The organism is Allorhizobium sp. nf9_anc (genome assembly GCF_056323085.1).
In genome coordinates this window covers 3,143,453-3,167,692 of the sequence record NZ_CM150481.1, presented here as the reverse complement: position 1 = coordinate 3,167,692, position 24,240 = coordinate 3,143,453, and the positions used below count along the sequence as shown (strand labels likewise).

Here is a 24,240-nt window from a genome sequence, read left to right as displayed (position 1 = left end):
CGGGATTTTCTCCTATGGATATGAACGAAATCAAAGAGATCTTTTTCCAGGAGTGCGAGGAGCAGCTCGCCGAACTGGAATCCGGTCTTCTGAAAATGAATGATGGAGATCGGGATCCGGAAACGGTGAACGCCGTGTTCCGCGCGGTCCACTCCATCAAGGGCGGTGCTGGCGCCTTCGGTCTCGACGACCTGGTCGCCTTTGCACACGTCTTCGAGACGACTCTTGATTGCGTTCGTTCCAACAAGCTGGAACCCGGCCCTGAAGTCATGAAGGTGATGCTGAAGTCGGCCGACGTTCTGGCCGACTTGGTCAGTGCCTCTCGCGACGGCGGAAGTGTCGACGAAAGCCGTTCGAGCGGCCTGGTCAAGGAACTGGAAGCGCTCGCCAACGGCGAGATGCCAGCTCCCTCTGCGGCGCCCGTCGCTGCAGCCAAGCCGGCTCCGAAGGCCGCTGCACCGGCCCCAGCTGCCGCGCCGAGCGATGACAGTGGCTTCCAGCCGATCCCCTTCACCTTCGACGGCTTCGGCGGCGAAGATGAAGCGGCAGCTGAAATCTCCACATTCGACGTGACCTTCAAGCCACGCCGCGACCTCTATTCGAAGGGCAATGAAGCAGCCCTCCTCCTGCGTGATCTGTCCCGCCTCGGCGAGATGAGCATCAACTGCAACATGGACGACCTGCCGTCGCTCGACGACATCGATCCGGAAGCCGCCTATTTCCACTGGACCATCCAGATCAAGGCGGAAAAGGGCGAAGAAGGCATCCGCCAGGTCTTCGAATTTGCCGAGTGGGATTGTGATCTCGACGTCAAGCTTCGCGAGCCGGAAGCCGCTGCCCCGACTGAAGAACTGCCGATGGTACCGGTTCCGTTCGACCTGTCGGCTCTCGACGACAGCGCCGACGCTCCGGAAGAAACCGTAGCAGCAGCTGTGGAAGCTGCCGAGACGGCCTCCAACGTCATGAAGATGGCGGCAAGTGCTGCCAAGACTGAGAAGAAGGAATCGCCTGCCGCCGCCGCAGCAGCCGCAGCAGCCGCTGCCGCCGCCCAGGCCAACAACACGGCCGGCCAGACCATCCGCGTTGATCTCGATCGCGTCGACCGCCTGATCAACCTGGTGGGCGAGCTCGTCATCAACCAGGCAATGCTTTCGCAGAGCGTTATCGAAAACGACGCAACCGGCACGTCCGCCGTCAACATGGGCCTCGAAGAGCTGCAGCAGCTCACCCGCGAGATCCAGGACTCGGTCATGGCGATCCGCGCGCAGCCGGTGAAGCCGGTCTTCCAGCGCATGTCGCGTATCGTTCGCGAAGTCGCCGACATGGTCGGCAAGTCGATCCGCCTGGTCACGGAAGGTGAAAACACCGAAGTCGACAAGACGGTCATCGACAAGCTTGCCGAGCCGCTGACCCACATGATCCGAAATGCCGTCGACCACGGCATCGAAAGCCCCGAAAAGCGTGCGGCCGCCGGCAAGGAGCCGGAAGGCACGATCAAGCTGACGGCAAAGCATCGCTCGGGCCGTATCGTCATTGAACTCGTCGACGACGGCGCCGGCATCAATCGCGAACGCGTTCGGCAGAAGGCCATCGACAACGAGCTCATCGCTGCCGACGCCAATCTGACCGACGAAGAAATCGACAACCTGATCTTCGCACCGGGCTTCTCGACCGCCGACAAGATCTCCGACATTTCCGGCCGTGGCGTCGGTATGGACGTGGTCAAGCGTTCGATCCAGGCACTCGGCGGTCGTATCTCGATCACCTCGCGTCCGGGCCTCGGTTCGACCTTCACCATGAGCCTTCCGCTGACGCTCGCCGTTCTCGACGGCATGGTGGTCACGGTCGCCGGCCAGACCCTGGTCGTCCCGCTCACGGCGATCGTCGAAACGCTGCAGCCGGAAGCGCAGAACATCCACTCCTTCGGTGCCAACCAGCGCCTGATCTCGATCCGCAACTCCTTCTGCCCGCTGGTGGATGTAGGCCGGATCCTGAACTTCCGCGGCATTCAGGCAAACCCCATGGAAGGCGTCGCCCTCCTGGTGGAATCCGAAGGCGGTGGCCAGCGCGCCCTCATGGTCGATGCGATCCAGGGCCAGCGTCAGGTCGTCATCAAGTCGCTCGAAGCCAACTACACCCATGTCCCGGGCATCGCAGCCGCAACCATCCTCGGCGATGGTCGAGTGGCACTCATCCTGGACGTGGATGCCGTCGTCGCCGCCTCGCGTGGTCATTCACTCAAGCAGGAAATGTCGTTAGCCGTCGCAGGGTAATAGTATGTCGTATGCGGTCAAAAACTTAGGTCAGGGAAACCGTGAACTCATCGCCTTCCGTATCGGCGATCAGGAGTTCTGCGTGAACGTCATGGCGGTGCGTGAGATCCGGGGTTGGACCCCGGCGACCCCGCTGCCGCACTCCCCGCACTATGTCTTGGGCGTCATCAATCTGCGTGGTGCTGTCCTGCCGATCATGGACCTGTCACTGCGTCTGGGCATGAAGCCCGCCGAACCGACTGCCCGCCACGTGATCATTGTGGCCCAGGTCAAGTCCAGGATCGTGGGACTGCTCGTCGAAGCAGTCTCGGACATCCTGACGGTGACCGACGACAACATACAGCCGACGCCGGAGGTCTCCTCCGACCTCGAACGACAATATGCCCGAGGCATTCTCGCCATCGACAAGCGGATGATCTGCTTGATCGAGCTTGGTGCACTTTTCAACGAAGCCGCCGAAAGCGAGGCTGCATGACCTTTGCAATGAGTACATCCCGTCAATCGGACGACGAGGTCCTGGCCAGTGGCGAATACCCGCTGACCCGGCGGGATTTGAACGAGATTGCTGCCATGATCTATTCGGATGCGGGGATCGCGCTGAACGACAGCAAGGCTTCGCTCGTCTACTCGCGCCTTTCCAAGCACATCCGCAATCTCGGACTCTCCGGCTTCCGCGCCTACTGCCAGCTCGTCGCCTCTCAGGAAGGGGCAGGCGAGCGCCGCGAAATGCTGTCGCATCTGACGACCAACTTCACCCGCTTCTTCCGCGAGAACCATCACTTCGAGCATCTGCGCGACGAGGTTCTGCCGGGTCTGATCCAGCGGGCGAAGTCGGGTGGCCGGGTGCGTATCTGGTCGGCTGCAAGTTCTGACGGCCAGGAGCCCTATTCGATCGCGCTGACGGTCTTCCAGGCCTTCCCGAACGTCCTCGACTATGACTTCAAGATCCTCGCGACAGACATCGACCCCAAGATCCTCGCCATCGCCCGACAGGGTGCCTATGACGAGCAGGCGCTCGAGACGGTGTCGCCGGCCATGCGCAAGCAGTGGTTCAAGGAAGTCGAGATCGCCGGACGTCGCAAGTTCCAGGTCGACGACCGCCTGAAGCGCCTGATCACCTACAATGAGCTCAACCTGATGGCCCAATGGCCATTCAAGGGCAAGTTCGACGTCATCTTCTGCCGCAACGTCGTGATCTACTTCGACGAGCCGACACAGATGCGGATCTGGACCCGCTTTGGGGAACTGCTCCCGGTCGGCGGCCATCTCTACATCGGCCATTCGGAGCGTGTCTCCGGCGACTCGAAGAACGATTTCGACAACATCGGCATCACGACCTATCGCTACCTGGGCAAGAACGGAGGGCGCAAATAATGGCCGCACCTGCTCGCGTTCTCGTCGTCGACGATAGCCCGACCATGCGCGGCTTGATCACGGCCGTGCTCAGTCAGGATCCTGATGTCAGCGTCATCGGCCAGGCCGGCGACGCCATGGAAGCCCGCGCGGCGATCAAGCAGCTCAATCCCGATGTCGTGACACTCGACATCGAGATGCCGAACATGAACGGACTGGAGTTCCTGGAAAAGATCATGAAGCTCCGGCCGATGCCGGTGATCATGGTCTCCACCATGACCCACCGCGGCGCCGAAGCGACGCTTGCGGCCCTGGAAATCGGTGCTTTCGACTGCGTGGCGAAGCCGCAGCCGGGTGATGCCCGTCCCTTCGGCGAACTGGCCGAAAAGGTAAAGGCTGCGGCCCGCTCTCAGCACCGCCACCATGCCGCACCACATGTGCAACCCGTGTCGGCAGCCCCGGTTGCGGACTTCCGTGTCGGCCGCAAGATCGTCGCTATCGGTTCATCGACAGGTGGCGTGGAAGCACTGATCGCCGTGTTGCAGAAGTTCCCGCGTAATTGCCCCCCGACGGTGATTACGCAGCACATGCCGCCGACCTTCACCAAGAGCTTTGCGGAACGTCTCAATCGTCTCTGTGCCCCTGTGGTGGAGGAGGCCACGGATGGTGCAAGGCTTGAGATCGGCAAGATCTATCTGGCTCCGGGTGGGGAACGGCATCTGCAGGTGTCGAATGCCTCGGCTCCCTGCTGCCGCCTCGTCGAGCGCGCGCCGGTCAACGGACATCGCCCATCGGTGGATGTCCTGTTTGATTCCGTCGCAGAACTCGCCGGCCGGAACGCCGTCGGGGTTATCCTGACGGGCATGGGGCGCGATGGTGCGTCCGGCCTATTGAAGATGCGTCATGCCGGTGCTCGCACCGTTGGCCAGAACGAAAAGACCTGTGTGGTCTATGGGATGCCTCGAGTCGCCTATGAGCTGGGCGCTGTCGAGCATCAACTACCTCTCACCTCCATTGGCGAGGAAATCCTCAAACTCACTGCTGCCCGAAAAGAAGGTATCGAATAATGTCCCTAGCTGAAAAAATCAAAGTTCTGATCGTCGACGATCAGGTCACAAGTCGCCTGCTGCTCAGCGACGCGCTGACCCAGCTCGGCTTCAAGCAGATCACTGCCGCCGGCGACGGCGAGCAGGGCATGAAGATCATGGAGCAGCAGCCCCATCACCTGGTCATCTCGGACTTCAACATGCCGAAGATGGACGGTCTGGGCCTTCTGCAGGCCGTGCGCACCAACCCGAATACGAAGAAGGCGGCCTTCATCATTCTGACCGCGCAGGGCGACCGCGCGCTGGTCCAGAAGGCCGCACAGCTGGGCGCCAACAACGTCCTGGCCAAACCCTTCACCATCGAAAAAATGAAGGCGGCCATCGAGGCCGTATTTGGAGCCCTAAAATGACTGAAGACGGTGCAGCAAAGCGCGTCCACATTATTCAAGGGGAGTGGAAGGTCAGCAAGGATCCGAATGTGGTCCTGTCGACGATCCTCGGTTCGTGTGTTGCTGCCTGTATTCGGGATCCGATTGCAGGGGTCGGTGGCATGAACCACTTCCTGCTGCCGGGTTCGGCCGTGCCGGGAGCCGGTGGCGGTGACGCCACCCGCTACGGGGTTCACCTGATGGAACTCCTGATCAACGGTCTTCTGAAGCAGGGCGCCCGCAGGGACCGCCTGGAGGCCAAGGTCTTCGGTGGCGCCAAGACGATCGCGACCTTCTCGAACGTCGGCGAACAGAATGCCGCCTTCGCCCAGCAGTTCCTGCGCGACGAAGGCATCAAGGTGGTTGGGTCCTCCACGGGCGGAGACCACGGCCGCAAATTGGAATTCTGGCCGGTCAGCGGTCGGGCAAGACAGTATCCGCTCACGGGCGCAGAAACACAGAAGACGGTGGCGCTGGAGCAGCGTCCAGTTCCTGTTTCGAAGCCGGTGGAAACTTCAATCGAGTTCTTCTAGTACTGGACATCGGATGCAAAACGAACACTTGGCGGGAAATCAGGACACTCAGGAAGAACTTCCGGAGATCCTCATGCGCATCGTCAGCGAGCTGCACGACGTAGCTTATCTGATCGAGCGCGTGGAGCCGCACCTCCTTGAACTTGGTGGTCCAACGGTGCTGCAGCATCCCGAAAGCCTGAAAGTATTGCAGGGCATTGACCTGGCTGTTCAGAAGACACGGGGCTTGGCCGAATTCGTCGACACCATCACGGCGACAATTCCGTCCGATTGGATGATCGACATGACGACGGCGTTGAGCCTGGTGAAACTTGCCGACATGCAGAAGGCCCTGGGGGCAGGTCTTCGTCATGGACATTCCCAACCGCTCGTCAAGGCGGCTGGCGACTTCGACTTCTTCTAACCGTCCTCTAAAGGACGGCCGGGCCGCAGATTCTGCGTTTGCGATCAGCCGAAATGAATTCGGCTTTCCCGCCCCGCGAAACGTTCGCACAAGTTTCGATTTCTATTGTCGCGCCAAGGGCAAAAACGCCCGAACCTTCTTGTAGATGGTGCGAGACAGAATGAATCTGTTAAATCAATTACTTCAGATACCAAAAAATTTCGCGGCGATGGGTCAGGCGAAGATTTTGGCGATGGCTGGTGTGGCCGTTGTCTCCTTTGCGATCATCATTGCCGGCGCCCTCTACGTCAACAAACCCTCCTACGAGAACCTCTACGTCGGTCTGGAACCCGTCGATCTGAACCAGATCAGCATTGCGCTGGCTGAATCGGGCATTGATTTTGAAACGGGTGCGGACGGCCAGAGCATCAGTGTGCGCGCCGGCATGACCGGAAAGGCGCGTCTTCTGCTCGCCGAACGCGGCCTGCCCAACAGCGCCAATGCCGGCTATGAACTCTTCGACAATGTCGGCTCCCTCGGCCTGACCTCGTTCATGCAGGAAGTAACCCGGGTTCGCGCTCTGGAAGGTGAAGTCGCACGCACCATCCAGCAGATCTCGGGCATTGCCGCAGCACGCGTTCACATCGTCATGCCGGATATCGGCAACTTTCGAAGAGGCGAACAGAAGCCGACGGCTTCCGTCATGATTCGTGCCTCCTCGGATGCCGGCCGCAAGGCTGCTGCATCCATTCGTCAGTTGGTGGCCTCTTCGGTCCCAGGGCTCGATGTCGAGGACGTCACGATTCTCGATTCGACCGGCCAGCTTCTGGCAGCCGGCGACGAGACGGGCGGCGAAGCCTCCCGTTCGCTCGGCGTTGTCCAGTCCGTCCAGCGCGAGATCGAGACGAACATCGACAAGGCGCTTGCACCATTCCTCGGCATGGACAACTTCCGCTCCAGCGTCACGGCCCAGATCAACACCGACAGCCAGCAGATCCAGGAAACCATCTACGATCCGGAATCGCGCGTCGAACGTTCTGTCCGCGTGACCAAGGAGCAGCAGAAGTCGCTGCAGAGCCAGTCCGATACAGCCGCAACCGTCGAGCAGAACATTCCCCAGGCGGCGCCCGAAGCAAGTGGCGGCGGTCCTCAGTCCTCGGATGAGCAGGACAAGAAGGAAGAGCAGACCAACTACGAAATAAACAGCAAGACTGTCGCGACGGTTAAGAATAGCTACACCGTCGAGAAGCTGTCGGTTGCGGTTGTCGTCAACCGCGGTCGCATCGCCAAGATGGTCGGCGAGCCCGTCGACCAGGCCAAGATCGACGCCTATCTTGCCGAGATGCAGAAGATCGTCAGCTCGGCTGCCGGCCTCGACGGCGAGCGCGGCGACGTGGTCACCCTGACCGCCATGGACTTCCTCGAAAACCAGCTGCTGGAAGAATCCGCGACCGGCCCCGGCTTCATGGAAATCCTGAGCCGCAACCTCGGTGGCATCATCAACTCGCTCGCCTTCGTTGCAGTCGCTTTCCTGATCGTCTGGATGGGCATCCGTCCGATGATCCGCACCGCAGGCGGCGGCGGCGCAGACACGGCACTCGCCGGTGGTATCGGCGAGCAGGCCGCAGGTCTCGAGCTTCCGGACTTTTCTCCGGCGCTGGGCGGTGGATCGAGCGGTGGCCTCATGGATGGCTTCGGTTCCGACTTCGGTTTCGACTCGACCGACGACCTTCTCACCATGGACGACGATCCGAATGGCGGCTTCAACCGCCGGGTCAAGGAAGGTCCCGAGCGGCGCCTGTCGCGCATGGTGGAAATCTCGGAAGAGCGTGCCGCCAAGATCCTTCGCAAATGGGCTGTGGACAACGCAGCCTGACAATCAAGAACAAACGAGTACCAACCGCGCCCCCTGGGCGCGGTTTTGCGTTGTAATCCCATCGGCATGCGGGATTGCAACATGGCCCACAGACGGGCATGCTTCCAGCCGTCCAAGATTACCGAAGACACCTGTGACCTTTGCCACTTTATATTTTACAGTGAACATGATTCGGTAGCTTGAGATTACGGAGCGGTCTGAGTCGGCCGTGATCTTTCGCGGGGAAGACTGCGATACTGCAAGGCTGTTCAAAGGGGCACATTGAATGGATGCCGAGCTGACTACGGAGGGCCAAGAGGGGCGGGCCCGTGCGGCTGTTCCTATGGAGCCTCCGCAAAAAGGCTCTTCGTCGAAGGACGTTTTGATCCGAAAGCTGGCAACGCCGGCGCTTTCGGGCAATATGGGACAGTGCCTGCGGGTTCTGTGTGACTATGTCGGCGCCTCGCATCACCTTCTGGCGCGTTACGACCTTGTCCAGGAAGAAGGTCTCGATTTCGTGGTCGCTGCCGACTGGCCGTTCGACCTCGTCCGGCGCCTCGAAAGCGAACTGGCCACCACCTATTCCCAATCGACCGAGCTGGAGAAATGCCTCTCGGTGCTGCAGCCGAAATACGCGATCCTGCCAGACGACGCGCATGTGCCGCTCGGCATCAGCCGTCAGTACTGCACGGTGACGATGAATGTCGGCCGCACCCGTCTGGCCCTGATGCTGCTGTTCCCGCAGGACTATGTGCTCTCGCCCGAAAGGCTTCGGGAAGTTGGCCTGCTCGCGGGTTATGCGCTCAGCCTCTCCACGAACAAGGGCCACAAGAGCGATCGTGATTTCGACCTGACCGATCGCGAGCTGGAATGCCTGTTCTGGATTGCAGAAGGCAAGACGAGCGACGAAATCGCGACGATCCTTGGCATCTCGCGCAATACGATCAACAATTACATCACCAGCGTCATGCGTAAGACAGCAACGAAGACACGCTCGGAAGCGATCGCTTATGCGGTCCGCAACAATCTCGTCTAAGGGAGCAGGAATGGCCACCAATACCAGACCAGGCGGAGCCATCCTCGAAGATGCGACTTGGTCCGGCCAGCGCCCAGTTACATCCCGCTCGGACATCTTCCCGAAACTGGTGTCCCTGCAACGGTCGTTGAACGCGCGCGGTTTCGCAGCATTTCGTGTCGGAGGCGCAAGCCTGCCGCACAAGCGGCGCCTCGACCCTGAATTCGAGAACTGGAGCAGCGGTCTCAGCAGCGGCCGTGACGCTTTTGTGGCCGCCTATGGTGACATCCTGCTCGCACATATCGAAACATCGACCCTGCCGCTGCTGTGGAGCGCAGAGGAGAAGACGAGCTTCCTTGATGCTTCGGACTTCACCCCGTTTGCCGTCCAGCTGCAGGAGCGCCTGCTGCCCTATTCCGGCGTCGCATTCCCCGTTCGCCTCGGCGCTGTCGGAAACGGCTATGTTGTCTTCCCGACGATCGGTGGGGCCGATCTTCCGGGCGAGCTGATCCTTGCCGTGCACAGCCGTTGCTACAAGGTGATGACGGACATCCTGTCGCTGGACGAGCGGCGTGCAGCGCCGTCGGAGACCTTAAGCGAACGCGAGATCGCCTGCCTTCAATTGGCCGGCGACGGTCGTATCAGTGAAGAAATCGCCGAGCGCCTCGGCCTCTCGGTCCATACCGTCAACGCTTATCTCGGCTCTGCCACGATCAAGCTTGATTCGGTCAACCGCATCCAGGCGATCGCCAAGGCGATCCGCCTCGGCTACATCACCTGATCAATCCTCATCCGTAGAGGGGGGACGTCTGTCCCTTGACGAAGCGCGCCTCCTGGAGGCGGTCTTCGAGCATGCGCGTATTGGTGTCCGGATCGCCGGACGAATCGTGAAACGCGATATGCTTGATGTCGAGCCCCGCCTGCTCGTTGGTGAGCGTCAGCTGGGAATAGATCGTGATGCCGCGCGGCTTGATCTCGAGATCAAGCACGATTTCCGGTGGGCCGCCCCATTCCAGCCGATAATCCCCACCTGCGCCGAAAACCACGGTGCCCGGGTGGAAATAGAGCTCTGCTGCCGACGAGACGAGGTCCGACAGATTGCCATAAAGTTCAAAACGCAGAAGTGAAATAAGGTCGGCAGCATCGAGAAGGCGCAACTCGCTCGCGACGGGGCTGATCGCCTCGGCCACGATGCGTTCACGCTGGTTGGTATATGAGCATTTCTTCATCGGGCCTAGCGTATCCGTCTTTTGGGGGCCTTCGACGCATAGACCCGGTGCACGAGTTCTGCGACTGCCTTGTAAAATATTGACGGAATGACGCTATCCACCGAGACTTGCGCAAACATGGAGCGCGCGAGCGGCGGGTCTTCAAAAATTGGAATGTCGTGCTCGCGGGCAATCTCGCGAATCTTGAGTGCAACCAGGTCCTGCCCCTTGGCAACGACCACCGGAGCATCGCCTTCCTCACGGACATAGCGCAGTGCCACGGCATAGTGGGTCGGGTTGGTGATAACAAGCGTCGCACGGGGCACGCTCGCGATCATGCGTTTGCGGGCGCGGTCACGTGCGATCGATCGCTGACGCGCCTTGACGATGGGGTCACCCTGCGCCTGCTTGTACTCTTCCTTGACCTCCTGCTTGGTCATGCGCAGCTGTTCATACCAGTGATAGCGCGTCCAGAAGACGTCGACGGTCGAAAGAAACGCCGTTGCCATCACCACGATGATCATCATCTTGTTCAGGATTTCCGAGAACTTGACGAAAATGACCTGCGGGTCGGAGAACATCGTGTCGATGACGCCGAAATAGTCGCTCTTCAGGGCAAAGACCATGATCACGGAGAGCACGACGATCTTGAAGATCGACTTGCCGAACTCCACCATGCCCTGGGCGCTGAAGATCCGCTTCCAGCCGGCGAACAGCGAAATCCGGTTCATCTGCGGCCTGATTCGCTCGAGCACGAAGTAGGGCATGTTCTGGGCGACGTTCGCGCTCACCCCCAACAGCACCAGCATGATCAGCATCGGCGCCAGGAACGCGCCGATTTCCCAAGCCAGGTGGGTAAAGAGCGACACCACGTCGACGGCCGTCCCGAGATACCATTGGTCGGGACGCTCAAAGATGTCCTTCAGGGTCTGCCCGAGGCGGCCAATGGCATCGGGCAGGAAGAAGACGGCATAGAGATAGAAACCGAGCGCGGTGGCAAAGAGCGGCGCCTCGCGCGAGGTCGGCACATTGCCCTTCTCGAGCGCGTCCCGAAGCTTTTTCTCGGTCGGGTCTTCAGTCTTGCTGTCTTCGTCGTCATCTTCGGCCATGACCGCTGCCCTCCAGGAGGCGTGCACCGGGCGGGATCGATGCCCTGGCTGATCCAGTCACCGGTGCCGGGCGCCGACGGCTCGCCGGAGAAATACCGGCCACCCGAACGTAAACACCCGCCGATTGGGGTTCAATCGGCGGGTGACAGAAAGCTTGTGGTTTTCAACAGAGGTGACCGATCAGGCCGCCTGCGTATCGCCCTCGGTTTCCTTGAGCTGGATCTGACCTGCATTCGCAAGACGGATGGCTTCCTGGGCGACGGCGCGCCGTGCGATGGCGATCTCGCGCGGATTGATGCCGGCAGTTCCTGCCTGCAGGTCCGATTCGATCATGCGGCGTGAGCGCGGGCTGATGGAGGCCAGCACACATTCCTTGATTTCCGCGCTGGCACCGCGCAACGCCATCGTGAGGATTTCGCCCGAGATGTCGTTGAGGAGCAGAACGCGGCTGCGCTGCGGCATTACGAGCAGGTCCTCGAAGAGGAAGATCTTCGGGCGAACCTTGTTGACCGATTCCTTGCTGATCGATTCGAGCGAGGTGAGCAACGTATCGACTTCGGTCTTTTCCAGTTCGTTCATCAGTTCCGCGACCTTGGCCGAACCGGTCGAATTCTTCTCGGCTTCGATCTCCGCAATCAGGTCATGGACCCGGTTTTCGATGATCTGGGCTGCCTTCGGGCTGACGTTCTTCAGGTTGACCGTGCGGTTCATGATGTCAGCACGCCGGCTCTCCGGCAGCTTGAGCAGAACCTTTGCACCGAAGGAGGAGGGCAGCATCGAGAGGATGTAGGCAACGGTCTGGGGATGCTCGCGCATCAGGAAGCGTGCGATGAAATCGGGATCGGCATCCTGAAGGCGATCCCAGATGGATGCTTCGAACGCCTGGAAGGCCGTGCGACGACCGAGCAGCCCGTCGACTTCTTCCGGCGTCAGGCCTTCCTCGAGAATGCTCTCGATGGCCTTCGCATTGTCCATCAGGCCGGCGCCCTCGGTGAAGAGGTCCTCGAATTCATTGACGAGTTCGGTCAGTTCATCCGGCGGGATCGTGCGAAGGGTCTGCGCAGACGCGATAATCGTCTGCAGCTCGGCCTGCGTGAAATACTTGAGCAGCTTGCCGGCGACACCCTTTCCCATGGCCAGCAGCACTGCGGCTGCCTTATCGGCCTGGGAGAGGGGTTTTCCGGTTAAGGGGCCGCCAAAATCGTCAAAGTCCATCATGGTCTTGTCCTCTCTGGCCCATCATGGGTCAGGATGTCTTGGTCGCCATCACTTCAATCAGTTTGACACCAAATCGCGTATCGTCGTTTTCGAGAACGGTGATCTCGCCCCGCGCGATGCGGCGGCCATTCACCATGATCTCGACAGGCTCGCCGATCTTCTTGTCCAGCGCGATGATGGCGCCTTCCTCGAGGTTCATAAGCCCTGAAACCTGCATGCGGCTGGATCCGAGCACGATCTGGACCTCGATCGGGATGTCCATGATCAGGTCGAGATTGGCGCTGAGACCGCTGCCTGGCTCCTGCTGGCTGCCGGTCGAGCCGCCAAAATCGCCACCGCCAAAATCATTCGACCCGCCGAAATCGCTGGAGCCGCCGAAGTCGCTGCCGCCGCCGAGATCGCTGGAGCCGCCGAAATCGCCCAGTCCGAAGTCATCGCTCGGGGCCGCTGCAGCGCCGCCGCCGAAATCCGATTCGAACGCTGCCAGCGGATCGTCCTTGAGGCCGAGATCGGGACCGAAATCGCCCAGTCCGCCGTCTGAGTCTGCCTTCAGGACGCCGCGAAGGTCATCGACCGCTTGGTCGAAATCGCTGTCGCTCGCGCCCGGCATCGCCAGCGCGTCGTCATCCTTCGGTGGTGTCTTCTTCGTTGCCATGGATTGATTATTCCTCTTGAAACTTGCCTCAAGCTGCCGTGGGTCAAGCCCGGGTAAATTGCTAGCTCATCAAATGTTTTAGAATTTCATCTTCGCTGCTCACATTGTCTTTCACGCGGACGGTGTAGCGGTCGCCCGCCCGGCCGAATTCGCAGACGTAGAGGTTTTTACCGTTGGCGCTGACATCGACCATCACGTCGCCCTTGTCGCGGAACGGGATGACATCGCCGGCGATCAGGCGGGAGACGGTGGCCAGCGTCAGCGAATCGAGCCGGATCCGCGCTTCCAGGGTGACCTGGGAGCGACGCACCTGTTCGGCGATCTGCTCCTGCCACTCTTTCTTCGACTTGCCGGCCTGGCCCTTCGACTTCGGCATGGTGACAACGGTCTTCAGCAGCGCCTTCTGCGGAATGACCAGGTAGAATTCGGAGGTCACCGTGCCGAGCGTGATACCGAGCTTGACAGTCACGGCGTATTCGTCAACGTGATCCTCGTCCAGCTTCGGCCGATCTTCAGCGTTGTGAGCCTTCTCGAGCAGCGGCTCGAAGCCCCCTGCAGCATTGACGCCCGAACGCAGGACATTGGCGATCTTGTCGTAGACCATCACGGCCAGATCGAGCTCGATCTGGGAAAGCGGACGTTCGATCGGCTCCTGAATGGTCTCGGGGAGCGCGCCGAGCAGGTTCTCCATCAAGGTGATGACGAAACTGTTGCCGCAGGCGAGCACGAAGTTCGGCGACCAGTTGCGCAGCTGTCCGTCGGCCAGCGAGACATTGTCGCCGAGATCGGCGATCAGGTCCGTCATGAGGCCGCTTTCGTGGCCGTTATAATGGACCTGCATCGTCAGCCCCGTCTCGCTGTGGAAGACGTCGGGCAGGAACTCGACGTAAAGCTGGCCGAAATCTGCGCAAAGCTTCTGCAGCGTTTTGGAATCACCCAGCCCGCCGGTCAGCTTGGCGAGAAGGGCGCGGTCCATCTGCGGTGCTGTGTCAGTCTGTGCTTCCGTCATGATCAGGCCGCCTTGCTCTCGCCGCCGCCACCGGGGTTCATCATTTCCTGCTCAACGGCGTCGATGGACGGACGCTCGTAGGAAGAGATGGTCTTGCGGCCGTATTCCAGGGCCACCTGCGGAACAGAGCCGTTCATGTAGGCGAGCAATGTCTGCTTCACGATGATGTAGAGGCGGTGCTGCTTGGTGCGAACCATCTTGATCTGGGCGATGATCGGGTTGCAAAGGCAGTAGGACAGGAAGATGCCGAGCATGGTGCCGACGAGCGCGGCGCCGATCAGGCCCCCCAGGACTTCCGGGGATTCGTTGATCTTGCTCATCGCCTTGATAACCCCGAGAACGGCCGCGACGATACCGATCGCCGGGAAGCTGTCGCCCATGGCGGTCATGGCGTGATAGGGCTTCATCTTGTCGTAGTGGATGGTCTCGATTTCCTCATCCATCAGCGCTTCGATCTCATGGCTTCGGGCGTTGCCGATGATGATCAGGCGGACATAGTCACAGATGAAGGCGGTGAGCTCTTTGTTCTTCAGGAGGTTCGGCGCTGCCGTGAAGATCGAGGACTCTTCCGGGTTGTCGATATGCGCTTCGATCTCGTTGCGCGACTTGGTGCGGAGGTCGCGCATCAGGGAGTACAGAACGCCGAGCACGTCGAGATAATCGCGCTCTTTCGGAACCGTCTGCTTGAAGGCCTCGCCCATGGCCTTACCGGTGTCTTTGATGACCTTCATCGGATTGGCCATGATGAAGCCGCCGACACCGGCGCCGCCGATAATGACGAGCTCGAACGGCTGGACGAGGACGTCTAGGTGGCCGCCCATGGCCATGAAGCCGCCGAGAACGCAGCCCAGTGTGATGATGAAACCGACGATTAAGTTCATTTTGCCCGCACCCGAACGTTACTATTCACCGTAAGCGATAGAGCCCCTGCCTTGCGTGAGGCTGAATCACGGAGCCAATTTTGGGCTGCGCTTCCCCCCGGATTTCCGGGCGTTCCCTCGACAGTTTCGCGCAAGCCTTTTGCCGCAAGAAGAGTGGAATGGAGCGTAGGCTATCCTGCGTTAAATAATGATTTACTGATATTCTTCACCTGCGGAGGCAAAACAGTGCAATCCGGTATCTACGTGTCCCTGTCGTCGCAGATGGCCCTCGAGCGCCGTCTCACCACGATCGCCGACAACATGGCCAATGTGAACACGGTCGGTTTTCGCTCGACGGATGTGAAGTTCGACGAGATGCTGAGCCGCACTGGCAATGAAATGAATGCCAAGATCGCCTTCGTCAGCCAGGGCAACGACTATCTCTCCACGAAGAGCGGAGAGTTGATGGAAACCGGGAACGTCCTCGACTTCGCAATCAAGGGAGACGCCTGGTTCGCGATCGATACGCCGGTCGGTCAGGTTCTGACGCGGGACGGCCGTTTCACGATGACCGATACCGGAGAACTCGTCTCTACCCGCGGCTATCCCGTCCTGGACGCCGGCGGCGCGCCGATCCAGCTCAACCGCGCCGGCGGCCCGCCGGAAGTCGGTGCCAGCGGTCAGATCATGCAGGACGGTCGTGTGGTGGCCACTTTGGGTGTCTTCACGGCCGACGTCCGCAACGGCTTTCTCCGCTTCGAAAACAGCGGCGTGACCACGGTCGACGACCCGCAGCCGGTTGTCGACAACCCGGAAATCTCGATCATGCAGGGATATGTCGAGAACTCCAACGTCAACGGCATCAGCGAGATGACGCAGCTTATTCAGGTGAACCGCGCCTTCGAGGCGATCAGTGCCCTGATCAGCACCAGCGAGAGCACCACGAGCGAGGCGATCAAGGTCCTCGGCGGCGGCAACTGAGCCTGAGATCGGATGGACATGAGCGCGCCGACACCAGACGAATTTCCGCTTTCCCCCAAGCTCGGACAACTGGCGGCATTGGCGCAGCGTTATTCGCGCCCGGCTAATTCCGTGACCCAGGGCGGGCATGTCCGCACCATCGCTGCCGGCCACTACACGGTGACCGGTCTGTCGCGGCATGTGCGCCTCGGCGAATTCGTCGCCCATCGCTCGGCCACTGGCGTGCATCTGGGCGAAGTCGTCCGCGTCGAGCCTGACGTTTGCTATGTCTGCCCCATCGAACCGGGCGAACCGATCGGCATCCACGATGTGGTGATCCGCAAGGGCGCCTTCCGTGTTGCCCCTGACGACAGCTGGTGTGGCCGCACGATCAACGCATTGGGTGACCCGATCGACAACGGACCGGCGCTGGCGCCCGGACCGGAGCGGCGGCCGATTTCGACGACGGCACCACCGTCCATGACCCGCAGCCGCGTCGAAACGGGCTTCAAGACAGGCGTCCGCGCCATCGATATCTTCTCGCCGCTCTGCCTTGGCCAGCGTCTCGGCATCTTCGCCGGCTCCGGCGTTGGCAAGTCCACGTTGCTGTCGATGCTTGCCCGCGCCGATGCCTTCGACAAGGTCGTCATCGCCCTGGTCGGCGAACGCGGCCGCGAAGTGCGGGAATTCATCGAGGACACGCTCGGCGACAACATGGCGAAGTCCATTGCCGTGGTTGCCACCAGCGATGAGAGCCCGATGCTGCGCAAGATGGCGCCGCTGACGGCGATCACCATTGCCGAGCATTTCCGCGACAAGGGCCAGAACGTTCTCTTCATCGTCGATAGCGTCACCCGCTTCGCCCATGCGATCCGCGAAGTCGCGACCGCAGCCGGCGAGCCGCCGATCGCCCGTGGCTATCCCGCTTCCGTCTTCACCGAGCTGCCCCGCCTGCTCGAGCGCGCCGGCCCGGGAGCCGAAGGTGCAGGCACCATCACCGCGATCATCTCGATCCTTGTCGATGGCGACAACCACAACGACCCGATCGCCGATTCCACGCGCGGTATTCTCGATGGCCACATCGTGCTCGACCGTGCGCTCGCCGACGAAGGGCGCTACCCGCCGATCAATCCGCTGACCTCGATTTCGCGTCTCGCCCGCAAGGCCTGGACCTCCGAGCAGGAAAAGCTGGTGTCGCGCCTCAAGGCGCTGATCCACCGCTTCGAGGAAACCCGCGATCTGCGCCTGATCGGCGGTTACCGAAACGGTTCCGACCCCGATCTCGACATGGCGATCAAGCAGGTGCCGGTCATCTACGACATTCTGAAGCAGACGCCCGGCGAAAAGCCGGCGCTCGATGCCTATGCCGATCTGGCCAATGCCTTGAAGGCGGCCGCCGGCGGGCAGGGTATGAGACAAAGGGGCTGACCATGACCGATTTCGATGCTGACGAGCCCGTGGCTCCGCTGCGCCCGGTCTTCACCCGTCGCCGGATCCCGACAATCGACCGCGTGCTGGCCATGACCGGCATCGCGCTCGCCTGCGGCGCGGCCTTCTTTCCCTGGTACGTCTTCTTCAACGAAGAGAAGTTCGGCATCCAGGTTGCCGACTGGGAACGCACCCGCGATCTGCCGGAGGGCCCGGGCCGAGACGTGTTCAGCGTTTCGCCGCTTGCGCTGGTCGATCGTGACGACGAGGGCGGCGATGGTGAAGGCGACCCCGAGGTTGATCAGATCGTCACCGCGACCGTTCCGACCCTCGGTCTGGAAAGACCCGAGGGGCTGGACACCGCGGCCGCGCAGCCCTTCCCGGGCAAGTCCGGCTTCCGCCTGCTGCATGTCGCCAACGGTCGTGCGCTGATCGAGGACAAGGCCGGCATGTATCTGGTCCGCATCGGCTCCATCCTGCCCGACAACAGCCGCGTTGCGACGCTTGAACAGCGTGAGGGCAAGTGGGTCATCGTCACCTCTACGGGTGAGGTTGTCCAAAACAATTGAAGAAGTGTGGGGCGGGCAAGTCCCACGCAAGATTACTGGCCTAGGCTCCGATCAATAATAGACGGAGTGATGTGAATGAATCCCATCCAGTTGTTCGAGCTTGCCTCCCGACAGGCCGAGTGGCTCTCGGTGCGCCAGCAGGTTGTTGCGACCAATATCGCCAACGTCAACACGCCGAAATTCATGGCCAAGGATATCACGCCCTTCAGCGCGGTTCTGGACAAGACCGGCATGGTGCAGGGCATGGCCGTCACGCAGCCGGGTCATATGGCCGCTGCCGATTACAGTGACCGTAACATCGCTGTCGAAGAAGAAGATCTCAACAAGGAGATCGGCATCCAGGAATCCGGCAACACCGTCGCCTTGTCGGACGAGTTGCGCAAGACCGGTGAGATCAAGCGCAATCACGAGCTCAATACCTCGCTGATGTCTTCCTTCCATCGCATGATGCTAATGACGGTGAAACGCTGATGACCGATCCATTGCTCGCAACGCTGAAGGTTGCCGGAAGCGGGCTTGAAGCCCAGTCGACCCGCCTTCGCATCGTTTCCGAAAACATCGCCAACGCTCGTACCACTGGTGACACGCCCGGCGCCGACCCCTACCGCCGCAAGACGGTGAGCTTTGGTGCCGAACTCGATCGCATCACCGGTGCAGAGACCGTCGAGGTCAAGAAGCTCGGCGTCGATCTGGCCGATTTCATCGAGGAATACGACCCGGGCAACCCGGCCGCGGATGAGCGGGGCATCGTCAAGATGCCAAACGTCAATGTCCTGATCGAAATGGCGGACATGCGCGAATCCAACCGCAGCTACGAAGCGAATCTGCAGACCATCAAGCAGACACGCGAGATGATTTCCCAGACCATAGCGCTCCTGAAGGCCTCGCAATGATTGAATCCGTGACCAAGACCAGCGCTCTTTCAGGCATCAACGGCCTGGACTCGCTTTCAAGCTCCTTCTCGACCAAGGGCCTCACCGCCGAGGGCACAACGCCTGGTACGGCGACCGGAGAAACCTTTCTCTCGGCGCTCAACAGCATGGCGATGCAAGCATCCGACAATCTGAAGCAGGCCGAACAGACCTCCTTCGACGGTTTGATGGGCAAGGCGAACACCCGTGAGGTGGTCGATGCCGTTATGCAGGCCGAGCAGTCGCTCCAGACGGCGATCGCGTTCCGCGACAAGATCGTCAACGCCTATCTCGAAATCACCAAGATGCAGATCTGACAGGGGTACCAAACTATGAGAGCGCTCGCCATCGCAGCCACGGGTATGGACGCCCAGCAGACCAATCTTGAGGTCATCGCGAACAACATCGCCAACATCAACACGACCGGCTTTAAGCGGGCGCGTGCTGAATTTTCCGACCTTCTCTATCAGACGGAGCGCGCCCAGGGCGTGCCGAACCGTGCCAACCAGGCCATCGTGCCGGAAGGCGCCAATATCGGTCTCGGCGTGCAGACGGCGGCCGTCCGCAATATCCATACCCAGGGTCAGCTGACCCAGACGGGCAACGAACTCGACCTCTCGCTGATCGGTCGCGGCTGGTTCCAGATCGAGAGCCCGGATGGCACCACGCTCTATAGCCGTTCCGGTGCATTCAACATGAATGCCGAAGGCCAGCTCGTGACGATCGACGGCTACCTTGTCACGCCGCAGATCACCATTCCGCAGGACGCCAGCGAAGTTGTCATCAGCCGCACCGGCCAGGTTCAGGCGCGTATTGGCAACGATGCCGACTACACCGACCTCGGACAGCTGACGATCGCCAACTTCGTCAACGAGGCGGGCTTGAAGCCGCTCGGTGACAACCTGTTTGCCGAGACTGCCGCTTCGGGTGCCGCCATCGTCGGCGCGCCGGAAGATCCGGGCTTTGGCTACATCAAGCAGTCCTATCTGGAAGCATCGAACGTCGACTCGGTGAAGGAGATCACTGACATGATCTCCGCACAGCGAGCCTACGAGATGAATTCCAAGGTCATCACCACTGCCGACGAGATGGCTCAGATCGTCAGCAAGAACCTCAAGTAAGACAACTGGAGGCAAACATGAGGTTTCGCCGGATATTCGGACATGCCCTGCGGGCGGCGGCAATCGCCGCCGCAGCGTTTGGCTTCGCCGCCGGCACTGCGCTGGCACAAAACACGGCCGTGATCCCCAAACAGGTGATCTATCCGGGCGAAACCATTTCCGCCGAGCAGATCGACGTCGTCGCCGTCACCAATCCCAACCTCGCGGGCGGCTACGCTCGTGTGCGGGAAGAAGTGGTCGGCATGGTCGCCAAGCGCACGCTGCTCCCCGGTCGAACTATTCCGGTGCATGGGCTGCGAGAAGCCTTTGCGGTGAAGCGCGGCAGCAGCGTTCGTTTGACCTTCGCCATCGGCAACATGTTGATCAGCGCAAGCGGCACGCCTTTGACCGACGCCTCCGTCGGCGAGGTCGTCAAGGTCCGCAACATCGATTCCGGCTCGATCGTCTCCGGCACGGTCATGGCCGATGGTACCGTACAGGTGATGGCAAAATGAGACTGATTGCACCCATACGGATCGCATTCTGTGCAATGGCGCTGGTTCTGGCTCCTCTTGAGCCGGCACTCGGCGCCAATTCGCGCATCAAGGACATCGCCTCGCTTCAGTCTGGCCGTGATAACCAGCTGATCGGCTATGGTCTCGTGGTGGGTCTGCAGGGAACCGGCGACAGCCTGCGCTCCTCGCCCTTCACCGACCAGTCCATGCGCGCCATGCTGCAGAACCTCGGCATTTCCACCCAGGGCGGGCAGTCAAACGCGAAAAACGTGGCGGCCGTCATGGTCACGGCCAATCTGCCGCCGTTCGCGAGCCCCGGCAGCCGCATCGACGTGACCGTGAGCTCGCTGGGTGACTCGACCTCGCTGCGCGGCGGAACACTGGTCATGACTTCGCTCACCGGTGCTGACGGCCAGATCTATGCTGTGGCTCAAGGCTCAGTGGTCGTTTCGGGCGTCAATGCACAGGGTGATGCTGCAGCCGTCCAGCAGGGCATCACGACCTCCGGCCGCGTGCCGACGGGCGCGATCATCGAGCGCGAGCTGCCGTCCAAGTTCAAGGACAGCGTCAATCTCGTGCTGCAGCTCCGCAATCCGGACTTCACCACCTCCTTGCGCGTGGCCGACACCATCAACGCCTATGCCGCCGCCAATTACGGCGCACCGATCGCCGAAGCGCGCGACAGTCTGGAGATCGTGGTCCAGAAGCCCCGGACCGCCGACCTCGCAAGACTGATGGCCGACATCGAAAATCTCGTCGTGGCGACCGATTCGCCGGCCCGCGTTGTCATCAACGAGCGCACGGGCACCATCGTTATCGGCGCAGACGTCCGCGTCTCGCGCGTTGCCGTGAGCTACGGCACCTTGACCGTGCAGGTCCAGGAAACACCGCAGGTCATTCAGCCGGGCCCGTTCTCCCGAGGGGAAACGGCAGTCCAGCCGCAGACCGACATCTCCATCCGCCAGGAAGGTGACCAGATCGCCATCGTCGATGGCCCTGATCTCAGAACCCTCGTGAGCGGCCTCAACAGCATCGGCGTCAAGCCGGACGGCGTCATCGCGATCCTTCAGGGGATCAAGTCGGCCGGCGCCCTGCAAGCGGAGCTCGTCCTGCAATGATCAAGCCGAACCAGCTTCATTTCTCTCGCGTGGTATTGCGCAACGCTGTGGCAGTTCTCGCGATTGTCACCCTTCCGGCCTTCGCGCAGACCGCCCTTGGCCAGCAGCAGCCGCCGGAAAGTGCGACGGAAGCCGAAATCCGCCAGTTCTGCACCGGCATCGCCGATGCGGCACGCGATCAGCGTTACCTCTTGCAGAAGCAGGAGCTGGAAAAGCTCCAGGCCGATGTCGACAGCCGCATCGCAATCCTGGAGCAGCGCCGCGCCGAGTATGAGGACTGGCTCACGCGTCGCAACGAATTCATGAAGCAGGCCGAAGGCCAGCTCGTGGAGATCTACAAGAAGATGGCGCCGGATGCGGCAGCACCCCAGCTCGAGGAGACCAATGTCATCCTCGCCGCGGCCATCATCATGAAGCTGCCGCCCCGCCAGTCGAGCCTCATCCTCACCGAGATGAGCCCGGACAAGGCAGCGGAAGTCGCCTCGATCATGTCGAGCGCCGGCGACCCCAATACATCGAAGGACCCATCATGATGAAGCGTTTCCCGGCTCTGCTGGCCGTTCTCCTCCTCGCTGGCTGCCAGAGCCAGACCATCAAGGAAATCGGCAACGCGCCTTCCATGAGCCCGATCGGGTCCGGACTGCGCTATAGCCAGACGCCGCAGATGGCCATGTATCCGAAGCAGCAGGCGCAGACGGCCAGCGGCTATTCGCTGTGGAGTGACAGCCAGTCGGCTCTGTTCAAGGACGCCCGTGCTCTCAACATCGGCGACATCCTGACTGTTAACATCGAGATCAACGACCGCGCCTCGTTCAACAACGAAACGGACCGGAGCCGTGACAACAATACCGGCCTGTCCTGGGGTGCGGAGATCTCGAACTTCCTTGGCTTCTCCACGGATACCGGGACGTCGGGGGATCTCTCGACCGATTCCACCACCAGTTCGTCCGGCAAGGGCTCGACCGAGCGCTCGGAACGCCTGAACCTCCTCGTCGCAGCCGTCGTCACCGGCGTGCTCGAGAATGGCAACCTCTTGATCAGCGGTTCCCAGGAAGTGCGCGTCAACCACGAACTGCGCATCCTCAACGTCGCCGGTATCGTTCGTCCGCAGGATGTGAATGCAGACAACGAGATCTCCTACGACCGGATCGCCGAAGCGCGCATCTCCTACGGTGGCCGTGGCCGTCTGACCGAGGTCCAGCAGCCGCCGATCGGCCAGCAGGTCGTCGACATCTACTCGCCCTTCTGACCGGATCCGAGGACAGTCACATGGAAGAACCTCAGGAAGGCGAAGGCAAGAAGAAGTCGGGCATGATGGCGCTCGTCATCCCCCTCGTCGTGCTGACGGCTGTCGGCGGCGGTGGCGGCTGGGTCATCGGCAATATGCTCGCCCCGCAGGTGAAGCAGGCCGAAGATGCAGCCAAGGCAGCCGAAGCGGCTGCGGCTGGCGGGGAGGGCGAGGCCAAGAAGGAAGAGGAGGGGCTCCCTCCGATCTCGACGGAAGCCAATGGCGTGGTCGCACTTGAGCCGATCACCACCAACCTTGCCTACCCCTCGGAGAACTGGATCCGGCTCGAGGTCGCGTTGATGTTCAACGGCCCTCCGGACGTCAAGATTGCCGAGGATGTCCACCAGGACATCATGGCCTATCTGCGCACGGTATCACTGCAACAGGTCGAGGGCCCACGGGGCTTTCAATATCTCAAGGATGACCTTCAGGAGCGAGTTGACCTGCGCTCGGAAGGCCGCGTATCCAAGGTGATGTTCAGAACGCTCGTGATCGAATGATTCGGTTTCTCATCTTCGTCGCCGTCATGATGATGGCGCCGGAACTGGCTGTGGCCCAGCAGTTCCCGACGGATATCTTCAACACCCCGATCGATGGATCGGTGGCGGCGTGGATCATTCGTACCTTCGGTCTGCTCACGGTGCTGTCGGTGGCGCCGGGCATCCTGATCATGGTCACGAGCTTCCCGCGTTTCCTGATCGCCTTTTCGATCCTTCGCTCCGGCATGGGGCTTTCGACCACCCCTTCAAACATGATCCTGACCAGCATGGCCTTGTTCATGACATTCTATGTCATGGCGCCCACCATGGACCGGTCGTGGCGCGAAGGGGTGCAGCCGCTGCTCAGCAATCAGATCACGGAAGGTGAGGCCGTCGCCCTCATCGCAGAGCCCTTCCGGACCTTCATGACGGCGAACACGCGTGACAAGGATCTCGCGCTCTTCGTCGACATCGCCAACGAGCGCGGCCAGGCAACCATCGTCGACGGCAAGGTAGACTACCGGGTGCTCATCCCGGCCTTCATGCTGTCGGAAATCCGCCGCGGTTTCGAGATCGGCTTCCTCATCATCCTGCCGTTCCTGGTCATCGATATGGTGGTCGCGACCATCACCATGGCCATGGGTATGATGATGCTCCCGCCCACCTCGATCTCACTGCCGTTCAAGATCCTGTTCTTCGTCCTGATCGACGGTTGGAACCTGCTTGTCGGCAGCCTGGTCCGGTCCTTCGTTTGAGTTAACTATAAGCGCTTACGATTGCTTCACCACGCTCTCTTACGGACGATTTACCACGTCCTGAGGGCCCCTTGGGCTACCTCAAAATGTAAAGAAGTTGGCAAGGATTGGCTGCGAGTTTGGAGCTCGCACGACGGGTCTGGTAGCAACGAAAAATACCAAAGGCATGATGC

General features: G+C 60.9%; 29 protein-coding genes. 23 read left to right on the top strand and 6 right to left on the bottom strand.

Annotated features, from left to right (window positions below; genetic code table 11):
* Nucleotides 1-14: 14 nt before the first annotated feature.
* From AC02Y0_RS15525 to visR, 10 genes are all read left to right on the top strand, one after another.
* The gene (locus AC02Y0_RS15525) at nt 15-2,273 is read left to right on the top strand and encodes a chemotaxis protein CheA (RefSeq protein ID WP_476379770.1); all 2,259 of its coding nucleotides are present in this window, start codon (nt 15-17) and stop codon (nt 2,271-2,273) included.
* A 4-nt stretch (nt 2,274-2,277) separates the two neighbouring features.
* Nucleotides 2,278-2,748, top strand: a complete 471-nt coding sequence (locus tag AC02Y0_RS15520) for a chemotaxis protein CheW (RefSeq protein WP_444559412.1) — start codon at nt 2,278-2,280, stop codon at nt 2,746-2,748.
* Entirely contained in the window at nt 2,745-3,647 is a 903-nt protein-coding gene (cheR, locus tag AC02Y0_RS15515; protein ID WP_444559413.1) for a protein-glutamate O-methyltransferase CheR, read from the top strand. The genes AC02Y0_RS15520 and cheR overlap by 4 nt, the downstream gene beginning before the upstream one ends.
* Nucleotides 3,647-4,693, top strand: coding sequence for a protein-glutamate O-methylesterase CheB (gene cheB / locus AC02Y0_RS15510; RefSeq protein ID WP_476379769.1), 1,047 nt, complete (start codon nt 3,647-3,649; stop codon nt 4,691-4,693). The genes cheR and cheB overlap by 1 nt, the downstream gene beginning before the upstream one ends.
* Nucleotides 4,693-5,082, top strand: a complete 390-nt coding sequence (locus AC02Y0_RS15505; protein ID WP_006726293.1) for a response regulator — start codon at nt 4,693-4,695, stop codon at nt 5,080-5,082. The genes cheB and AC02Y0_RS15505 overlap by 1 nt, the downstream gene beginning before the upstream one ends.
* Nucleotides 5,079-5,633: a chemoreceptor glutamine deamidase CheD gene (gene cheD, locus AC02Y0_RS15500; protein ID WP_054150868.1), complete on the top strand. Its 555-nt coding sequence runs from the start codon at nt 5,079-5,081 to the stop codon at nt 5,631-5,633. Before AC02Y0_RS15505 ends, cheD begins: the two co-directional genes overlap by 4 nt.
* Before the next feature lie 13 nt (nt 5,634-5,646).
* Nucleotides 5,647-6,036, top strand: coding sequence for a chemotaxis protein CheT (cheT, locus tag AC02Y0_RS15495; protein WP_102019130.1), 390 nt, complete (start codon nt 5,647-5,649; stop codon nt 6,034-6,036).
* A 160-nt stretch (nt 6,037-6,196) separates the two neighbouring features.
* On the top strand, nt 6,197-7,891 hold the full coding sequence (fliF, locus tag AC02Y0_RS15490) for a flagellar basal-body MS-ring/collar protein FliF (RefSeq protein WP_444559414.1): 1,695 nt from the start codon (nt 6,197-6,199) through the stop codon (nt 7,889-7,891).
* A 265-nt stretch (nt 7,892-8,156) separates the two neighbouring features.
* The gene (gene visN / locus AC02Y0_RS15485; RefSeq protein ID WP_476379768.1) at nt 8,157-8,906 is read left to right on the top strand and encodes a transcriptional regulator VisN; all 750 of its coding nucleotides are present in this window, start codon (nt 8,157-8,159) and stop codon (nt 8,904-8,906) included.
* Between the two features lie 10 nt (nt 8,907-8,916).
* Complete coding sequence (gene visR, locus AC02Y0_RS15480; protein WP_102019133.1) at nt 8,917-9,666, top strand: transcriptional regulator VisR; 750 nt, start codon at nt 8,917-8,919, stop codon at nt 9,664-9,666.
* Nucleotides 9,667-9,673: 7 nt separating this feature from the next.
* On the opposite strand, the gene AC02Y0_RS15475 is transcribed toward visR, so the two are convergent.
* From AC02Y0_RS15475 to motA, 6 genes are all read right to left on the bottom strand, one after another.
* Complete coding sequence (locus AC02Y0_RS15475; protein WP_476379766.1) at nt 9,674-10,114, bottom strand: hypothetical protein; 441 nt, start codon at nt 10,112-10,114, stop codon at nt 9,674-9,676.
* Between the two features lie 5 nt (nt 10,115-10,119).
* Nucleotides 10,120-11,202, bottom strand: a complete 1,083-nt coding sequence (gene flhB / locus AC02Y0_RS15470; protein WP_476379765.1) for a flagellar biosynthesis protein FlhB — start codon at nt 11,200-11,202, stop codon at nt 10,120-10,122.
* 180 nt (nt 11,203-11,382) lie between these two features.
* Nucleotides 11,383-12,420, bottom strand: a complete 1,038-nt coding sequence (gene fliG, locus AC02Y0_RS15465; RefSeq protein ID WP_102019136.1) for a flagellar motor switch protein FliG — start codon at nt 12,418-12,420, stop codon at nt 11,383-11,385.
* A gap of 28 nt (nt 12,421-12,448) precedes the next feature.
* Nucleotides 12,449-13,075 (bottom strand): flagellar motor switch protein FliN, encoded by a 627-nt coding sequence (fliN, locus tag AC02Y0_RS15460; RefSeq protein WP_476379763.1) that lies wholly within the window; start codon nt 13,073-13,075, stop codon nt 12,449-12,451.
* A 61-nt stretch (nt 13,076-13,136) separates the two neighbouring features.
* Complete coding sequence (locus AC02Y0_RS15455) at nt 13,137-14,084, bottom strand: FliM/FliN family flagellar motor switch protein (protein WP_476379762.1); 948 nt, start codon at nt 14,082-14,084, stop codon at nt 13,137-13,139.
* Nucleotides 14,085-14,086: 2 nt separating this feature from the next.
* Nucleotides 14,087-14,965, bottom strand: coding sequence for a flagellar motor stator protein MotA (motA, locus tag AC02Y0_RS15450; protein WP_102019139.1), 879 nt, complete (start codon nt 14,963-14,965; stop codon nt 14,087-14,089).
* 225 nt (nt 14,966-15,190) lie between these two features.
* Here motA and flgF point away from each other — a divergent pair, with 225 nt between their 5' ends.
* The 13 genes from flgF to fliP all read left to right on the top strand — a co-directional run bounded on the left by flgF (nt 15,191) and on the right by fliP (nt 24,067).
* Nucleotides 15,191-15,925 (top strand): flagellar basal-body rod protein FlgF, encoded by a 735-nt coding sequence (flgF, locus tag AC02Y0_RS15445; protein ID WP_476379761.1) that lies wholly within the window; start codon nt 15,191-15,193, stop codon nt 15,923-15,925.
* Between the two features lie 18 nt (nt 15,926-15,943).
* Entirely contained in the window at nt 15,944-17,332 is a 1,389-nt protein-coding gene (gene fliI / locus AC02Y0_RS15440; protein ID WP_444559416.1) for a flagellar protein export ATPase FliI, read from the top strand.
* A 2-nt stretch (nt 17,333-17,334) separates the two neighbouring features.
* On the top strand, nt 17,335-17,901 hold the full coding sequence (locus AC02Y0_RS15435) for a flagellar protein (protein WP_476379759.1): 567 nt from the start codon (nt 17,335-17,337) through the stop codon (nt 17,899-17,901).
* Between the two features lie 75 nt (nt 17,902-17,976).
* Entirely contained in the window at nt 17,977-18,372 is a 396-nt protein-coding gene (gene flgB, locus AC02Y0_RS15430; protein ID WP_102019143.1) for a flagellar basal body rod protein FlgB, read from the top strand.
* A complete protein-coding gene (flgC, locus tag AC02Y0_RS15425; protein WP_102019144.1) occupies nt 18,372-18,794 on the top strand; it encodes a flagellar basal body rod protein FlgC in 423 nt (140 codons plus the stop codon). Before flgB ends, flgC begins: the two co-directional genes overlap by 1 nt.
* Nucleotides 18,791-19,129 carry a flagellar hook-basal body complex protein FliE gene (fliE, locus tag AC02Y0_RS15420; RefSeq protein WP_102019145.1) on the top strand — a complete coding sequence of 113 codons (339 nt, stop codon included), beginning with the start codon at nt 18,791-18,793 and terminating at the stop codon, nt 19,127-19,129. The genes flgC and fliE overlap by 4 nt, the downstream gene beginning before the upstream one ends.
* 15 nt (nt 19,130-19,144) lie before the next feature.
* Nucleotides 19,145-19,933, top strand: coding sequence for a flagellar basal-body rod protein FlgG (flgG, locus tag AC02Y0_RS15415; protein ID WP_102019146.1), 789 nt, complete (start codon nt 19,145-19,147; stop codon nt 19,931-19,933).
* Nucleotides 19,934-19,950: 17 nt separating this feature from the next.
* Nucleotides 19,951-20,427, top strand: coding sequence for a flagellar basal body P-ring formation chaperone FlgA (flgA, locus tag AC02Y0_RS15410; protein WP_444559418.1), 477 nt, complete (start codon nt 19,951-19,953; stop codon nt 20,425-20,427).
* Between the two features lie 35 nt (nt 20,428-20,462).
* Nucleotides 20,463-21,545, top strand: a complete 1,083-nt coding sequence (locus AC02Y0_RS15405; RefSeq protein WP_476384052.1) for a flagellar basal body P-ring protein FlgI — start codon at nt 20,463-20,465, stop codon at nt 21,543-21,545.
* Nucleotides 21,542-22,078, top strand: a complete 537-nt coding sequence (locus AC02Y0_RS15400) for a MotE family protein (protein ID WP_444559420.1) — start codon at nt 21,542-21,544, stop codon at nt 22,076-22,078. Before AC02Y0_RS15405 ends, AC02Y0_RS15400 begins: the two co-directional genes overlap by 4 nt.
* On the top strand, nt 22,075-22,794 hold the full coding sequence (gene flgH, locus AC02Y0_RS15395; RefSeq protein WP_102019150.1) for a flagellar basal body L-ring protein FlgH: 720 nt from the start codon (nt 22,075-22,077) through the stop codon (nt 22,792-22,794). The genes AC02Y0_RS15400 and flgH overlap by 4 nt, the downstream gene beginning before the upstream one ends.
* 20 nt (nt 22,795-22,814) lie before the next feature.
* On the top strand, nt 22,815-23,333 hold the full coding sequence (locus tag AC02Y0_RS15390) for a flagellar basal body-associated FliL family protein (RefSeq protein WP_476379758.1): 519 nt from the start codon (nt 22,815-22,817) through the stop codon (nt 23,331-23,333).
* The gene (fliP, locus tag AC02Y0_RS15385) at nt 23,330-24,067 is read left to right on the top strand and encodes a flagellar type III secretion system pore protein FliP (protein WP_476379757.1); all 738 of its coding nucleotides are present in this window, start codon (nt 23,330-23,332) and stop codon (nt 24,065-24,067) included. The genes AC02Y0_RS15390 and fliP overlap by 4 nt, the downstream gene beginning before the upstream one ends.
* Nucleotides 24,068-24,240 lie beyond the last annotated feature (173 nt).

Excerpts from the sequence above, each read along its gene's own strand:
- AC02Y0_RS15435 (WP_476379759.1), top strand. The coding sequence starts at position 17,335 with ATGACCGATTTCGATGCTGACGAGCCCGTGGCTCCGCTGCGCCCGGTC.
- cheD (WP_054150868.1), top strand. The coding sequence starts at position 5,079 with ATGACTGAAGACGGTGCAGCAAAGCGCGTCCACATTATTCAAGGGGAG.
- cheT (WP_102019130.1), top strand. The coding sequence starts at position 5,647 with ATGCAAAACGAACACTTGGCGGGAAATCAGGACACTCAGGAAGAACTT.
- fliN (WP_476379763.1), bottom strand. The coding sequence starts at position 13,075 with ATGGCAACGAAGAAGACACCACCGAAGGATGACGACGCGCTGGCGATG.
- AC02Y0_RS15520 (WP_444559412.1), top strand. The coding sequence starts at position 2,278 with ATGTCGTATGCGGTCAAAAACTTAGGTCAGGGAAACCGTGAACTCATC.
- fliI (WP_444559416.1), top strand. The coding sequence starts at position 15,944 with ATGAGCGCGCCGACACCAGACGAATTTCCGCTTTCCCCCAAGCTCGGA.
- cheB (WP_476379769.1), top strand. The coding sequence starts at position 3,647 with ATGGCCGCACCTGCTCGCGTTCTCGTCGTCGACGATAGCCCGACCATG.
- fliP (WP_476379757.1), top strand. The coding sequence starts at position 23,330 with ATGATTCGGTTTCTCATCTTCGTCGCCGTCATGATGATGGCGCCGGAA.
- AC02Y0_RS15525 (WP_476379770.1), top strand. The coding sequence starts at position 15 with ATGGATATGAACGAAATCAAAGAGATCTTTTTCCAGGAGTGCGAGGAG.
- flhB (WP_476379765.1), bottom strand. The coding sequence starts at position 11,202 with ATGGCCGAAGATGACGACGAAGACAGCAAGACTGAAGACCCGACCGAG.
- motA (WP_102019139.1), bottom strand. The coding sequence starts at position 14,965 with ATGAACTTAATCGTCGGTTTCATCATCACACTGGGCTGCGTTCTCGGC.
- flgB (WP_102019143.1), top strand. The coding sequence starts at position 17,977 with ATGAATCCCATCCAGTTGTTCGAGCTTGCCTCCCGACAGGCCGAGTGG.
- flgC (WP_102019144.1), top strand. The coding sequence starts at position 18,372 with ATGACCGATCCATTGCTCGCAACGCTGAAGGTTGCCGGAAGCGGGCTT.
- flgH (WP_102019150.1), top strand. The coding sequence starts at position 22,075 with ATGATGAAGCGTTTCCCGGCTCTGCTGGCCGTTCTCCTCCTCGCTGGC.
- AC02Y0_RS15390 (WP_476379758.1), top strand. The coding sequence starts at position 22,815 with ATGGAAGAACCTCAGGAAGGCGAAGGCAAGAAGAAGTCGGGCATGATG.
- visN (WP_476379768.1), top strand. The coding sequence starts at position 8,157 with ATGGATGCCGAGCTGACTACGGAGGGCCAAGAGGGGCGGGCCCGTGCG.
- fliG (WP_102019136.1), bottom strand. The coding sequence starts at position 12,420 with ATGATGGACTTTGACGATTTTGGCGGCCCCTTAACCGGAAAACCCCTC.
- AC02Y0_RS15505 (WP_006726293.1), top strand. The coding sequence starts at position 4,693 with ATGTCCCTAGCTGAAAAAATCAAAGTTCTGATCGTCGACGATCAGGTC.
- AC02Y0_RS15475 (WP_476379766.1), bottom strand. The coding sequence starts at position 10,114 with ATGAAGAAATGCTCATATACCAACCAGCGTGAACGCATCGTGGCCGAG.
- visR (WP_102019133.1), top strand. The coding sequence starts at position 8,917 with ATGGCCACCAATACCAGACCAGGCGGAGCCATCCTCGAAGATGCGACT.
- fliF (WP_444559414.1), top strand. The coding sequence starts at position 6,197 with ATGAATCTGTTAAATCAATTACTTCAGATACCAAAAAATTTCGCGGCG.
- AC02Y0_RS15455 (WP_476379762.1), bottom strand. The coding sequence starts at position 14,084 with ATGACGGAAGCACAGACTGACACAGCACCGCAGATGGACCGCGCCCTT.
- flgG (WP_102019146.1), top strand. The coding sequence starts at position 19,145 with ATGAGAGCGCTCGCCATCGCAGCCACGGGTATGGACGCCCAGCAGACC.
- cheR (WP_444559413.1), top strand. The coding sequence starts at position 2,745 with ATGACCTTTGCAATGAGTACATCCCGTCAATCGGACGACGAGGTCCTG.
- fliE (WP_102019145.1), top strand. The coding sequence starts at position 18,791 with ATGATTGAATCCGTGACCAAGACCAGCGCTCTTTCAGGCATCAACGGC.
- AC02Y0_RS15400 (WP_444559420.1), top strand. The coding sequence starts at position 21,542 with ATGATCAAGCCGAACCAGCTTCATTTCTCTCGCGTGGTATTGCGCAAC.
- AC02Y0_RS15405 (WP_476384052.1), top strand. The coding sequence starts at position 20,463 with ATGGCGCTGGTTCTGGCTCCTCTTGAGCCGGCACTCGGCGCCAATTCG.
- flgA (WP_444559418.1), top strand. The coding sequence starts at position 19,951 with ATGAGGTTTCGCCGGATATTCGGACATGCCCTGCGGGCGGCGGCAATC.